Annotated in this window: 11 protein-coding genes; 4 read left to right on the top strand and 7 right to left on the bottom strand. The window is 61.1% G+C overall.

Annotated features, from left to right (window positions below):
• Window positions 1-23 precede the first annotated feature (23 nt).
• Window positions 24-1,064, top strand: coding sequence for an FN3 associated domain-containing protein (locus ACYQ3S_RS08380; protein ID WP_459688443.1), 1,041 nt, complete (start codon window positions 24-26; stop codon window positions 1,062-1,064).
• A gap of 66 nt (window positions 1,065-1,130) precedes the next feature.
• On the opposite strand, the gene ACYQ3S_RS08375 is transcribed toward ACYQ3S_RS08380, so the two are convergent.
• A complete protein-coding gene (locus ACYQ3S_RS08375; RefSeq protein WP_459688441.1) occupies window positions 1,131-1,412 on the bottom strand; it encodes a hypothetical protein in 282 nt (93 codons plus the stop codon).
• 149 nt (window positions 1,413-1,561) lie between these two features.
• Between ACYQ3S_RS08375 and ACYQ3S_RS08370 the strand changes: the two genes are divergently transcribed.
• The 3 genes from ACYQ3S_RS08370 to ACYQ3S_RS08360 are packed head-to-tail and all read left to right on the top strand — an operon-like array spanning window position 1,562 to window position 4,714.
• Window positions 1,562-1,930, top strand: a complete 369-nt coding sequence (locus ACYQ3S_RS08370; protein ID WP_459688439.1) for a hypothetical protein — start codon at window positions 1,562-1,564, stop codon at window positions 1,928-1,930.
• Window positions 1,930-3,750 carry a hypothetical protein gene (locus ACYQ3S_RS08365; RefSeq protein WP_459688437.1) on the top strand — a complete coding sequence of 607 codons (1,821 nt, stop codon included), beginning with the start codon at window positions 1,930-1,932 and terminating at the stop codon, window positions 3,748-3,750. The genes ACYQ3S_RS08370 and ACYQ3S_RS08365 overlap by 1 nt, the downstream gene beginning before the upstream one ends.
• Before the next feature lie 16 nt (window positions 3,751-3,766).
• The gene (locus tag ACYQ3S_RS08360) at window positions 3,767-4,714 is read left to right on the top strand and encodes a hypothetical protein (protein ID WP_459688436.1); all 948 of its coding nucleotides are present in this window, start codon (window positions 3,767-3,769) and stop codon (window positions 4,712-4,714) included.
• Between the two features lie 341 nt (window positions 4,715-5,055).
• Here the strand turns inward: ACYQ3S_RS08360 and eno are convergent, their stop codons facing one another.
• The 6 genes from eno to trmL form a co-directional block, all read right to left on the bottom strand.
• Window positions 5,056-6,330, bottom strand: coding sequence for a phosphopyruvate hydratase (eno, locus tag ACYQ3S_RS08355; RefSeq protein ID WP_459688467.1), 1,275 nt, complete (start codon window positions 6,328-6,330; stop codon window positions 5,056-5,058).
• 87 nt (window positions 6,331-6,417) lie between these two features.
• On the bottom strand, window positions 6,418-8,118 hold the full coding sequence (gene gpmI, locus ACYQ3S_RS08350) for a 2,3-bisphosphoglycerate-independent phosphoglycerate mutase (RefSeq protein WP_459688434.1): 1,701 nt from the start codon (window positions 8,116-8,118) through the stop codon (window positions 6,418-6,420).
• A 114-nt stretch (window positions 8,119-8,232) separates the two neighbouring features.
• The gene (gene tpiA / locus ACYQ3S_RS08345) at window positions 8,233-9,003 is read right to left on the bottom strand and encodes a triose-phosphate isomerase (protein ID WP_054326931.1); all 771 of its coding nucleotides are present in this window, start codon (window positions 9,001-9,003) and stop codon (window positions 8,233-8,235) included.
• A 224-nt stretch (window positions 9,004-9,227) separates the two neighbouring features.
• The gene (locus tag ACYQ3S_RS08340) at window positions 9,228-10,418 is read right to left on the bottom strand and encodes a phosphoglycerate kinase (RefSeq protein WP_054326932.1); all 1,191 of its coding nucleotides are present in this window, start codon (window positions 10,416-10,418) and stop codon (window positions 9,228-9,230) included.
• Window positions 10,419-10,634: 216 nt separating this feature from the next.
• A complete protein-coding gene (locus tag ACYQ3S_RS08335; protein ID WP_459688432.1) occupies window positions 10,635-11,510 on the bottom strand; it encodes a DegV family protein in 876 nt (291 codons plus the stop codon).
• 10 nt (window positions 11,511-11,520) lie between these two features.
• Window positions 11,521-12,006 (bottom strand): tRNA (uridine(34)/cytosine(34)/5-carboxymethylaminomethyluridine(34)-2'-O)-methyltransferase TrmL, encoded by a 486-nt coding sequence (trmL, locus tag ACYQ3S_RS08330; RefSeq protein ID WP_459688430.1) that lies wholly within the window; start codon window positions 12,004-12,006, stop codon window positions 11,521-11,523.
• Between the last annotated feature and the right edge of the window lie 13 nt (window positions 12,007-12,019).

Below are 12,019 nucleotides of genomic sequence, written 5' to 3'. Positions count from 1 at the left end.
TATAAACAGGAGGTATTATACTTATGGCTATCAATCTTGCAAGCAAATATTCCGACCAGATCGCCGAGGTATTCACCCGCGCGTCCTTCATCAAGGGCAAGACCGCGGAAACCTTTGACCTGACCGGCGTCAAGACGCTCAAGGTGTACACGCCGATCACGGTCGAGGAGGTGGACTACGACCGCGACGGCGGCCTTGCCCGCTACGGCGACGTGACCGAGATGCAGGACGTGGTGCAGGAGCTGACCATGACGCAGGACAAGGCGTTCACGCTCACCATTGACAAGGGCAACAACCTCGACCAGAACCTGGTCAAAAACGCGGCCGACATGCTGCGCCTGCAGCTGAACGAAAAGTCCACACCCGCCGCGGACAAATACGCCTTCCGCCGCTTTGTGACCATGGCTGGCACGATCGTGGAAAGCGCGGCCAAGCCGACCAAGGCCGACATCATCAGCAAGATCGCGGACGCGTCGCAGGCGCTCGACGACGCGCTGGTGCCGGACGACAACCGCTATCTCTACCTGACGAGCGAGATGTACAAGCTGGTCTGCACCTCGGACGAATTCGCGGGTGTGGACGTGCTTGCGCGCCAGTCCATCGCCAAGGGCGTGTGCGGCGAGGTGTTCGGCATGCATGTGGTGCGCGTACCCAAGAGCTATCTGCCCGAGGACGTGTATTTCCTCGTCGCGCACAAGGACGCGGTGCTTATGCCCTATAAGATCGCGGACGCCAAGGTTCACGAGGATCCGGTGGGCGTATCCGGCGCGCTGATCGAAGGCCGCCATTACTACGACGCCTATGTGCTGGGGGCGAAATGCGGCGGCGTATACGCGCTGGTGGCGGCGGATACGGTATCCGACACGCCGGTGATCGCTTCGGGCAAGATCACCGCGGGCAGCGGCGCGGCCATCCGCTACACGCTGGACGGCTCCGACCCGCGCTACTCGGATTCCGCCAAGGATTATGTTGCCGATACCGCGCTGACCGCGGACGAGGGCTGCCAGATCCGCGCCTACGCGGTCGAAACCGGCAAGTACCCGTCCCCTGTGGCGGCGGGCTAAAGAAAAAAGCCGCCCATAGGGCGGCATGAGACAGGCTCTCAGCCTGGCACAAGTGCGGATATCCTATCAAAGCTTATCAACAAACTGCTTCGCCTGCACTAAACTCAGCCCTGTCTGCTCCCGCAGGTGTTTGACCGCCTGCACCGGCTGACCGCTTTTCTTGAGCAGTTTCAGTTCATTTTGTAATTTTTCACTGATATAATCCGATTTGTATTCTACATGTCCGGTAACATCCGCCAAGCTGTCCAACCGTTCTTTCAGCCTGTGGACCTGCTGCTGCAAAGCCTGCTGCCGCAAATATAGCGCCAAAAGCAGTACAGTCAGCATGGAGATCAAAAGATATGCCATATTACCTTACCCCCCATCCATCTTCATATTGCTTTATATTATAGCATCGGGGCAGGCGGCAAGTTTAAACAACATGTAAACAATCTTCAGATCGGGGCATCCGCCTTTGTGCCAGGCTGGGAGCCATATATTGCAAAAGGAGGAATCTCATGACCGGAACCGAATGCTTCCGCGCGGCGCTGAACCTGCTGTCCGAAACGCCGGACAGCGGCGCGTATTACGAACCGTTCGCGCTGGGCGCGCTCAACCAGCTGCTCGTCAACAGCCTGCGCGAGATCAACGCGGAGCGGGTATTCTGCGCCGAACAGCCGCACGCCGCGCCGCCGCGCATGGGCGCGCTGGACGAGGAGATCCCCGCGGGCGACTGGCTCGCGCGCGAGTGCTTCCCCTATGGGCTGGCGGCTCTGCTCGTGGCCGACGACGACAAGGCAAAATTCAACTGGGCGGCCGCGGAATACGCCGACCGCCTGCTGCGCCACTGTCCGGCGCAGTTCACCGGCATACAGGAGATGGTCTGATGCGCGCTTACCAGTTTCCTTTTCCCGAGACCGAGCGCGAAACCGTGGTCAGCCGTTTCGGCGGCGCGGACTTCCGCACGCACCCCACCAAGGTATCCTTGTCCCGCTCGCCCGACCTGCAGAACCTGATCTGCGACCAGAACGATTTCCTGGTCAAGCGCACTGGCTGGAAAACCCAGCAAAGCTACGGCGCGCCGCTTTTCGGCCTGTTCCCCCTGCCCGACGGGTCCGGCCTGGCCGTGCATGCGGGTACCAAGCTGTATGCCCGCCCCGCCACAGGGACGCAGACCGAGCTGTGTACGGACATGAACGAGGCGTTCTCGCAATCGTTCGTGATGAACGGCGTATTATACCTGCTCGATGGACAGATCTACCGCGCGGTGCGCAAAAACAGCGCCGGAACCGCGTGGGAGGCTGTCAAGGTGCAGGACATCGCCTATGTGCCGACCACCACGATCTCCGCGCAGCCAACCGGCGGCGGCACCAGCTACGAGGCGGTCAACCTGCTCACCCCCAGACGCATCAACACCTTCATCGGCAACGGCTCGGCGACCCAGTTCCAGGTGGACGCAAAAAATCTGGACGACACCGATGTAACCGCGGCGGTAAACGGCGCATCCGTGACCGTGTCCTCGGTCAACCGCACGACCGGCCTGATCACACTGGCCAGCGCGCCCGCGAACGCCAACGGGCTGGCCAACGTATCCATTACGTTCTCCAAGACCGTGACCGGCTATGCGGATAAGATCAACCAGTGCCGGTTTGCCGGACTGTACGGCGGCAAAAACGATACGCGCGTGTTCGTTGCCGGCAATCCGGACGAGCCGGACTGCGACTGGCAGAGCGGGCTGTATGATCCCACCTATTTCCCCGACACCGGTTATACCCGCATGGGGACGGACGCGTCCGCGATCGTGGGCTATCTCAAGCAGTATGAAAGCCAGCTTGTCATCAAGTCCGGCGGCGCGCAGGAGGCGACCAGCTATCTGCGCTCCTACCTGATGGCGGACGACGGAACGGCGCTTTATCCGCTCAAGCAGGGGGCGCAGGGCGCGGGCGCGACCGCGCCGCGCAGCTTCGCCACGCTGGGCGATCTTCCGCTGTTCCTGTCCGCGCGCGGGGTGCAGGGCGCGTTCGGTACTGCGGTCGCGGAGCAACGGACCATCCGCTCGGTGTCGGACGCGATCGTACCCAGACTGGAGACGGAAGCCGGACTGGAGAACGCCTGCGCGGCCGTGTTCGAAGGGAAATACTACCTTGCCGTGAACGGGCATATGTATATCGCGGACGGTACGCTGACCGAGGAGAACGGCGACCCCGCGTGGTTTTACTGGACCGAGGTACCCGCCCAATGCCTTGCCGTACTGGACGGCCGGCTTTGGTTCGGCACCGCTGACGGTCGTCTGTGCCGCTTCGCCCGCGCCGACGAGGATGGCGCCTACTGCGATGACGACGCGGCGATCGACGCGTACTGGCGCACACCCACCCTGCCGCTCGCGGACTGGGGTCGGGTCAAAACCGTGCGCGATGTCATCCCGACGCTCATGCCCTACTCACGGTCGGGCGCGACCGTACAGTATGAAAACGAAAACGGCGCGCTGCTCGCGCTTTCGCGCAACATGGACCTGTTCTCGTTCAAAACGCTGGATTTTTCGCGGTTCTCGTTCCGCTGCATCCCGGGCGCAGTCAGCTACCGCACCCGCCGCCGGCAACACCGCATGCCGCTGTTCGCGGTGCGCATCGGCAACGACCGGCCGGACGAGCCGTTCGGCCTGCTCGCACTCACGATCCGCTGGACGCAGGGACAGACCGTGATCTGAGAAAGGAGGGAAACACATGGCGAAAAACTACAAAGAGGATTTTGACTATTCGGAGGCGATCGCAAACACACAGGACGCGGGCAAACGTCAGGAGCTGCTCGCCGAACGCCAGAACAAGATCGATGCGGAGGGTCTGGCGGGCAAAGTCGCGTCCAACGAAGCGGTATCGACCTGGAACGGGGACTACCGTCCCTATTCGGTTTCGTCCGGCAGCAGCGGAGGCGGGGGCGGCGCCTCTGCCGGCACCAACGCGCTCAACCGGCTTTATGAAGCCGCCGAGCAGGCCCGACTGAAACGCTTTGAAGCCGCGCGCGAGCGCATCGCGCAGCAGCTTGAGCGCAATCTGGCTGCGATCGAGAGCGACTATACGGCCGGCATGACGCAGACCGATATCAACGCGCGGCAGTCCGTGCTCTCCAACGAGGAAAAGCTGGCCGCGCTCGGCCTGAACATGGGTGCGCGCAGCGCCGCCGCAACCTCGGGTACGGCCGAAACCAGCCGTATTTCGATCGACAACCAGTACCGCAGCGATCTCAACGCGCTGGGGCAGGCGCGTCTCAAGGCGCGCGCGGCCGCGCAGGACAGCGCCGCCGGACAGGAAGCCGCGCTCGAAAGCGACTACTATGCCGCCTCGGAAAGCGCTGCGCTCTCCCAGGCGCAGGCGCAGCTCGCGCAGTTCAACGCGGATCGGGATTACAGCCTGTCGGTCGCCGGTCTGACCGGCTTTTTGAACGGCACCCCCACGCTGAACTGGCGCAATTACCAGCTCAGCGTGGACAGCGCGGCAGACAGCGCACAGACGCAGGCCTTTGAGCAGGCGCTCAGCCGCTGGAAAACCAACGGCTATGTGCTGCAGCGCGACGCGGCGATCCTGGGCGTACCCGCGGGGACGCCGACCTCCGACGTAAGCTACCAAAACGCGAGCCTCGCCCTCCAGAAATGGAAAGCAGGCTATTGGTATTGATATCCGGCAAAAAAAAGCCGCACCCTTTGCCAAGGGCGCGGCTTTTTAGGAATGAAGAAGTGCGCGAATTTATGGATTGGACAAACCGGCAGTCCTGCTGCCGCCGCCAATTGATTAGATTATCAAATTTTTACTGTGAATATGATAACACATTCCTCCGCGCTCGTCAACCGTTTTGATTTACAAATACTTGAAAAATTTCTATATGTTGCCAATTTTTCGTGTTTTCTGTAATTTACTGGAAAATTATAGTGCCTTTCTTCTTATAGGGAGAAGAAACCGCTCCACAAAAAATAAGCAGGCCGTCCGCTTCTTGCGGACGGCCTGCTGTTAAGCCATTCTTACTTGTTCTTCAGGTTGAAGAAAGCATCCTTGCCCAGGTACTGCGCGACATCCTCGCCCAGCTCCTCTTCGATGCGGAGCAGCTGGTTGTACTTGGCAACACGGTCGGTGCGGCTCGGCGCGCCGGTCTTGATCTGGCCCGCGTTGAGCGCCACAGCGATGTCCGCGATGGTCGCGTCCTCGGTCTCGCCCGAGCGGTGGGAAACAACGGCGGTGTAGCCCGCGCGGTTCGCCATCTGGATGGCGTCCAGGGTCTCGGTCAGGGAGCCGATCTGGTTGACCTTGATGAGGATGGAGTTGGCAACGCCCATGTCGATGCCCTTCTTGAGACGGGTGGTGTTGGTTACAAACAGGTCGTCGCCGACAAGCTGGATCTTGTCGCCCAGCGCCTTGGTCAGCATCTCCCAGCCTTCCCAGTCCTCTTCGGCCATGCCGTCCTCGAGGGAGATGATCGGGTACTTCTCCGCGAAGTTCTTCCACATCTTGACGAGCTGCTGCTGGGTCATCTTCTTACCGGACTTCGGCTGGATATAGCACTTCTCCTCGTCGTTCCACCACTCGGAGGAAGCCGCGTCGATCGCGATCATGAAGTCCTCGCCCGGCTTGTAGCCAGCCTCTTCGATCGCCTTGACGATCACCTTGAGCGCGTCCTCGTCCTTCTTCAGGTTGGGCGCGTAGCCGCCCTCGTCGCCCACGCCCGCGGCCGGAGTGCCGTTCTCCTTGAGGGTGCTCTTGAGCTGATGGAACACCTCAGCGCAGCGGCGCAGCGCCTCGCGGAAAGAGGGAGCGGAAACCGGCATAATCATGAATTCCTGGATCTCAACGTTGTTGGTCGCATGCGCGCCGCCGTTGAGAATGTTCATCATGGGCATCGGCAGGGTCTTGGCGTTGCAGCCGCCGATGTAGTTGTACAGCGGCAGGGAAAGCGCCTCGGCCGCCGCCTTGGCAACCGCCATGGAAACGCCCAGGATCGCGTTGGCGCCGAACTTGGTCTTGTTCGGGGTGCCGTCCGCCTCGATCATGGCCTTGTCGATGGCCTGCTGGTCGAGCGCGTTCATGCCGATGATGGTCTCCGCGATCTCGCCGTTGACAGCGTCAACCGCCTTGAGGACGCCCTTGCCGTTATAGCGGGACTTGTCGCCGTCGCGCAGCTCGCAAGCCTCAAAGATGCCGGTGGAAGCGCCGGACGGAACGGCCGCGCGGCCCATGTAGGCGCCGGTGTCGCCCTCGACATAAACCTCGACCTCAACGGTCGGATTGCCGCGGGAGTCCATTACCTCACGGCCGAGTACATCAACGATTTCAATGTAGCCTTTCATAATTCATTCTCCTTTTTATATCAATTTTGGGGATACACAGATTTATTTGACGATCAGGCTGTGGCCGGTCATTTCCTCCGGCTGCTTGAGGCCCATCATTTCGAGCAGGGTGGGCGCAAGGTCAGCCAGCACGCCGCCCTCCATCAGCTTGCCCGCATGGCCGACCATCACGAGCGGCACCGGATTGGTGGAATGCGCGGTGAACGGGGTCGTACCGTCCGCGTCGAGCATCTGGTCCACGTTGCCGTGGTCGGCCGTAATCAGGCACTGGCCGCCCATCTGCTGGATCGCGGCGACAACCTTGCCCACGCCGTCGTCCGTCGCCTCGACCGCCTTGACCGCAGCCTCGAACACGCCGGTATGGCCGACCATGTCGCAGTTGGCAAAGTTCAGGACGATCATATCATACTTGCCGGACAGGATGCGCTTTACGCACTCCTCGGTCACGGCAGGCTCGCTCATTTCCGGCTGGAGGTCATAGGTCGCCACCTTGGGGGACGGGATGAGCGCGCGGTCCTCGCCCGCATACTCCTTTTCCACGCCGCCGTTGAAGAAGAACGTGACGTGCGCGTACTTCTCGGTCTCCGCGATGCGCAGCTGGGTCAGGCCCAGGTCGGAGATATATTCGCCGAAGGTGTTCTTGAGGCTCTGCGGCTTGAACGCCACCTCAACGCCTACGATCGTCGCGTCATACTGCGTCATGCAGACGTAGTGAATGTTGCGGCGGTGGCGCGGGAAGCCCTGGAACTCATGGTCCACAAACGCACGGGTGATCTCACGCGCGCGGTCGGGACGGAAGTTGGCAAAGATAATCGCGTCGTCGTCGCGGACGGTCGCGCCCTCGGTCACGATGACCGGAACCACGAACTCGTCGGTCACGCCCGCGTCATAGGAAGCCTGCATTGCTTCGTGCGCGGAGGCCGCATGCTCGCCGATGCCCTCGGCAATGGCGTTATAGGCCTTCTCGACGCGCTCCCAGCGGTTGTCGCGATCCATCGCGTAATAGCGGCCGGAAATCGTGGCGATGCAGCCGACCTCGACCGCGTCGATTTTCGCCTGCAGGCGGTCGATATATTCGATACCGGACTGCGGAGGCGTGTCGCGGCCGTCCATGAAGCAGTGGAAGCACACCTTGCGCAGACCGTTGCGGCGCGCCAGCTCGAGCAGCGCGAACATATGGTCGATATGCGAGTGTACGCCGCCATCGGACAGCAGGCCGAAAATATGCAGGGTGGAGTTAAACCACTTGCACTGGTTGATCGCGCTCATGAGCGCCTCGTTGGTGAAAAAGTCGCCGTCCTGGATGGCCTTGGTGATGCGGGTCAGCTCCTGATAGACGATACGGCCCGCGCCGATGTTGGTGTGGCCGACCTCGGAGTTGCCCATCTGCCCGTCCGGCAGACCGACATCCAGGCCGGAGGCGCCGATATACGTCATCGGGTTTTCCGCAAAGATCTTGTCCAGGTTGGGGGTGTTCGCGGCCTCGATCGCGTTGCCGCCCTTTTCGTCGCGGTGGCCGAAACCATCCATGATGATCAGCGCGGTCGGCTTTTTCGGGCCGGAGGCTTTCTTTGCCGCCGTTTTGCGGGCCGCGGGCTTCTTAGCCGCCGGCTTTTTTGCCGTGGTCTTCTTCTCCGCAGCGGCTGCGGCCGTCTTTCTCACCGCCGGCTTTTTCGCTGCGGCCTTTTCCGCGACAGGCGCCGTTTCCGCAGCCTCCTTGGCGGAGGAAACTTCTTTTTTCATAGCTAAAGCTCCTTTGGCAGAAGTGGGACGAAAGGGGACAACGATCGATATCGATGCCCCCCTCCGCGGTAACGGCGGGGGGAAGCAGCCGCTTCCCGCGCCGTATTCCTTATCTTATTGATTGGCTGCTTCCACGATGGTCGCGAAATCAGCGCTCTTCAGGGAGGCGCCGCCGATCAGGCCGCCGTCAACGTCGGGCTGGGCCAGCAGCTCGGCCGCGTTCTTGGCGTTCATCGAGCCGCCGTACTGGATGGTGATGCCGCGGGCCGCGCGCGCGCCGTACTTCTCGCGCAGGCAGTCGCGGATCGCGCCGCAGACCTCGCCCGCCTGCTCGGCGGTAGCGGTCTTGCCGGTGCCGATCGCCCAGATCGGCTCGTAAGCGATGACAACCTTTTTGATATCCTCAACAGCAACGCCCTGCAGGGCAATCTTGATCTGCTTGCGGATAACCTCCATGGTCACGTCCTGCTCGCGCTCGGTGAGCGACTCGCCGACGCACAGGATCGGGCGCAGGCCGTTCTCCAGCGCGACGAGGACCTTCTTGTTGCAGGCTTCGTCGGTCTCGTTGAAGTACTGGCGGCGCTCGGAGTGGCCGATGATCACATACTTCACGCCCAGCTCCTTGAGCATATCGGCGGAAATCTCGCCGGTGAACGCGCCGGACTTCTCAAAATGCATATTCTCCGCGCCAATGGCGATCTTGGAGCCCTTGGCAGCCTTTACTGCGACCTGAATATCGGTAAACGGCACGCAAAGAACCATCTCACACCACTTGGTCTTGGAAAGCAGCGGCTTCATCTCCTCGATGAGCGCCTTGGCTTCCGCCGGCGTCTTGTTCATTTTCCAGTTGCCGGCAATGATGGTCTTACGGTATCTGCGATTCATGTTGGTTTTACCCCTTTCAAATTTCGGACGGCGGATCCGTCCTGATCGGTTATGTATTTATACGGGGCATCGCGCGAACGCCCCGGTATAAGCACATTTCCGCACCGCACACATCCCATGCGCAGCGCGCATTTTCCACAGGAAAGCGCCGGCCCGCGGCGCCCTCCGCAAAAACCCGCGGCAGGCGCGTGGGTTTTCACATTACCCCTTTCGGCTGGGGGCGCTTACTTATCCAGCAGGCAGGCGATGCCCGGCAGCTCCAGCCCCTCCAGGAACTCCAGCGAAGCGCCGCCGCCGGTGGAGATGTGGGTCATCTTGTCCGCAAAGCCGAGCTTTTCAACCGCCGCCGCGGAGTCGCCGCCGCCGATGATGGAAACCGCGCCGGACGCCGCGATCGCCGCCGCAACCGCCTTGGTGCCGGCCGCAAAGGTATCGAACTCGAATACGCCCATCGGGCCGTTCCAAACAACCGTGCCAGCGTTCTTCACCGCGTCCGAGAACAGCTCGACGGTCTTGGGGCCGATGTCCATGCCCATCATGTTGTCCGGCAGCTGGCCGGCCTCGTAAACAACCGGCTCCGCGTCCGCGCCGAAGTGATCGCCGCAAACGGTGTCGATCGGCAGCAGGAGCTTGACGCCCTTATCCTCCGCCTTCTTAATCAGGCCGAGCGCGAGGTCGAGCTTATCCTCCTCGCACAGCGAGGTGCCGATCTTGCCGCCCTGCGCCTTGGAGAAGGTATAGGCCATGCCGCCGCCGATGATGACGGTATCGCACTTATCGATCAGGTTGTTGATGACGTTGATCTTGTCGGAAACCTTCGCGCCGCCCAGGATGGCGACGAACGGACGGGCCGGATCGGAAAGCGCCTTGCCCATGATGGAGATTTCCTTGTTGATCAGGAAGCCGCACACGGCCGGCAGGTAATCCGCGATGCCGGCGGTGGAGGCATGGGCGCGGTGCGAGGTGCCGAACGCGTCGTTGACATAGATCTCGGCCATATCGGCAAACGCCTTGGCAAGCGCCGGATCATTCTTGGTTTCGCCCTTTTCAAAGCGGACGTTCTCCAGCAGGATGGCTTCGCCCGGCTTGACCGCCGCGGCCAGCCGGTTGGCGTCCTCGCCGACAACGTCCTTCGCCAGCTTGACGTCGATGCTGAGCAGCTCGCTCAGGCGCGCCGCGACCGGCGCCAGCGAATACTTCATATTGACCTCGCCCTTCGGACGGCCGAGATGCGAGCAAAGGATAACAGCCGCGTTGTGGTCCAGCAGGTACTTGATCGTCTCCAGGGACGCACGGATGCGCTTGTCATCGGTGATATTGCCGTTTTCGTCCTGCGGGACGTTGAAATCGCAGCGAACGATGACCTTTTTGCCATTTACGTCGATGTCTTCGACACTCTTTTTGTTGTACTGCATAAAATATACCTCTCCTTAAGATATAAAATATTGCGACACGGATCAAAATCGCGGCGTTCTCTAAAAGAATTCCGCTTCCAAGACCAAATTATACTCGTTTTTCCGGTATCCCGCAAGCAAATTTACGAAAAACCTTACATTTTGGCAATCTTTTAGAGGATTTTTGCGTTTTGCCGCAAAATATTGTGAAATATTAAACAATATGCCCAATCCGGTTCAGTTTCGGGCCTGTCCGTAAAACGCGACCGCCAGGGCCTGCGGGCCGGTATTCGTGATGACCGAGGGGCCGATCGGGCTGCGGCAGACCTGTTTGAAGCCGATTTCCGTCAGCAGGCGCTTTTCCAGCTCGTCGATGCGCTCCGCGGGTACGTCGCCGTACAGCAGGAGCACGGTCTGCTTTTCCGGCTGCTGTACGCGGCCGGACACCTTTTTAATCAGGCCCGACACCAGCGCTTTTTCCCCGCGCACCTTGTCGCATACCGTAACCGCGCCGTCGTACACATGGCTGATCGGCTTGAGCCCGAGCGCTTCCCCGACAAACGCCGCGCCGCCCGAAATGCGGCCCGACCGCTTGAGGTGCGCCAGGCTGTACACGCCCAGATACGCCTCCACCCGCTTGAGCCGGCTGCGCACCACGCCCGCGATCGCCTCAAAGCTGTCTCCCTGGTCGCGCAGGCGGGCGGCCAGCACGACGATATGCCCGTAAATATAGGTGTAGGTCGCGGAGTCGATGATCTCGATCCGCATGCCGCTTCCATATTCCTCCTCAAACATTGAACGGGCGAGGCAGGCGGCCTGGCAGGTACCCGACCCTTTCCCGTTGATCAGCACGCCCAGCACATGGGTACAGCCGCGTTCATACGCGCGCCGGTAGGAATCCAGGAACTGCGCGGGCGAGACCATCGAAGTTACCGGAACCTCACGGCTGGTTTGCAGCAGCTTCCAGTACTCCTCGGCGGTGATGTCGTAATACTCGCGGAACGCGCGCCCCTCATGCGTCAGCGTGATCGGGACGACCTCTATCCCGTAGGCGTCCACCTGCGCCTGCGGGATATCCGCGGAAGAATCGGTCAGAATGTGTATCTTTTCCATAAACGCTCCCTCACTCCTGCGGGAAAGGCCCCGCCAGCCTCAGGTTTTCAAAGCCGGTCTGCCGCAACGCCTCGAACACGATCACGGCGACCGAGTTGGACAGGTTCAAGCTGCGCGCGCCCTCGCGCATGGGGATGCGCACGCACCGCTCCGGATGGGCGGCGAGCAGGCTTTCCGGCAGCCCCTTTGTCTCCTTGCCGAACAGCAGGTAATCCCCGTCCCGATACGCCGCCTCGTGATAGGCGTGCGGCGCTTTGGTCGTGGCGTAAAAATAACGCCCGCCCGGGTTTCGGTCAAAGAACTCATCCAGGTTTTTATACATGCGGACGTCGAGCAGGTGCCAGTAATCCAGGCCCGCGCGCTTCATCCGCTTATCGTCGATCGCAAAGCCGAGCGGCTCGACCAGATGCAGTACGCAGCCCGTCGCCGCGCAGGTGCGGGCGATGTTGCCCGTGTTCTGCGGGATCTCCGGCTCGACCAGAACAATATGCAGCATGGCACTCCCTCAT

The sequence above is a fragment of the Agathobaculum sp. TL06 genome (assembly GCF_054658635.1).
The sequence above is the reverse complement of the archived record's forward strand: the minus strand, read 5'-3'. Positions and strand labels throughout refer to the sequence as shown.

Coding starts and splice junctions, on each gene's coding strand:
- ACYQ3S_RS08380 (WP_459688443.1), top strand. CDS start 24: ATGGCTATCAATCTTGCAAGCAAATATTCCGACCAGATCGCCGAGGTA.
- ACYQ3S_RS08375 (WP_459688441.1), bottom strand. CDS start 1,412: ATGGCATATCTTTTGATCTCCATGCTGACTGTACTGCTTTTGGCGCTA.
- ACYQ3S_RS08370 (WP_459688439.1), top strand. CDS start 1,562: ATGACCGGAACCGAATGCTTCCGCGCGGCGCTGAACCTGCTGTCCGAA.
- ACYQ3S_RS08365 (WP_459688437.1), top strand. CDS start 1,930: ATGCGCGCTTACCAGTTTCCTTTTCCCGAGACCGAGCGCGAAACCGTG.
- ACYQ3S_RS08360 (WP_459688436.1), top strand. CDS start 3,767: ATGGCGAAAAACTACAAAGAGGATTTTGACTATTCGGAGGCGATCGCA.
- eno (WP_459688467.1), bottom strand. CDS start 6,330: ATGGACTCCCGCGGCAATCCGACCGTTGAGGTCGAGGTTTATGTCGAG.
- gpmI (WP_459688434.1), bottom strand. CDS start 8,118: ATGAAAAAAGAAGTTTCCTCCGCCAAGGAGGCTGCGGAAACGGCGCCT.
- tpiA (WP_054326931.1), bottom strand. CDS start 9,003: ATGAATCGCAGATACCGTAAGACCATCATTGCCGGCAACTGGAAAATG.
- ACYQ3S_RS08340 (WP_054326932.1), bottom strand. CDS start 10,418: ATGCAGTACAACAAAAAGAGTGTCGAAGACATCGACGTAAATGGCAAA.
- ACYQ3S_RS08335 (WP_459688432.1), bottom strand. CDS start 11,510: ATGGAAAAGATACACATTCTGACCGATTCTTCCGCGGATATCCCGCAG.
- trmL (WP_459688430.1), bottom strand. CDS start 12,006: ATGCTGCATATTGTTCTGGTCGAGCCGGAGATCCCGCAGAACACGGGC.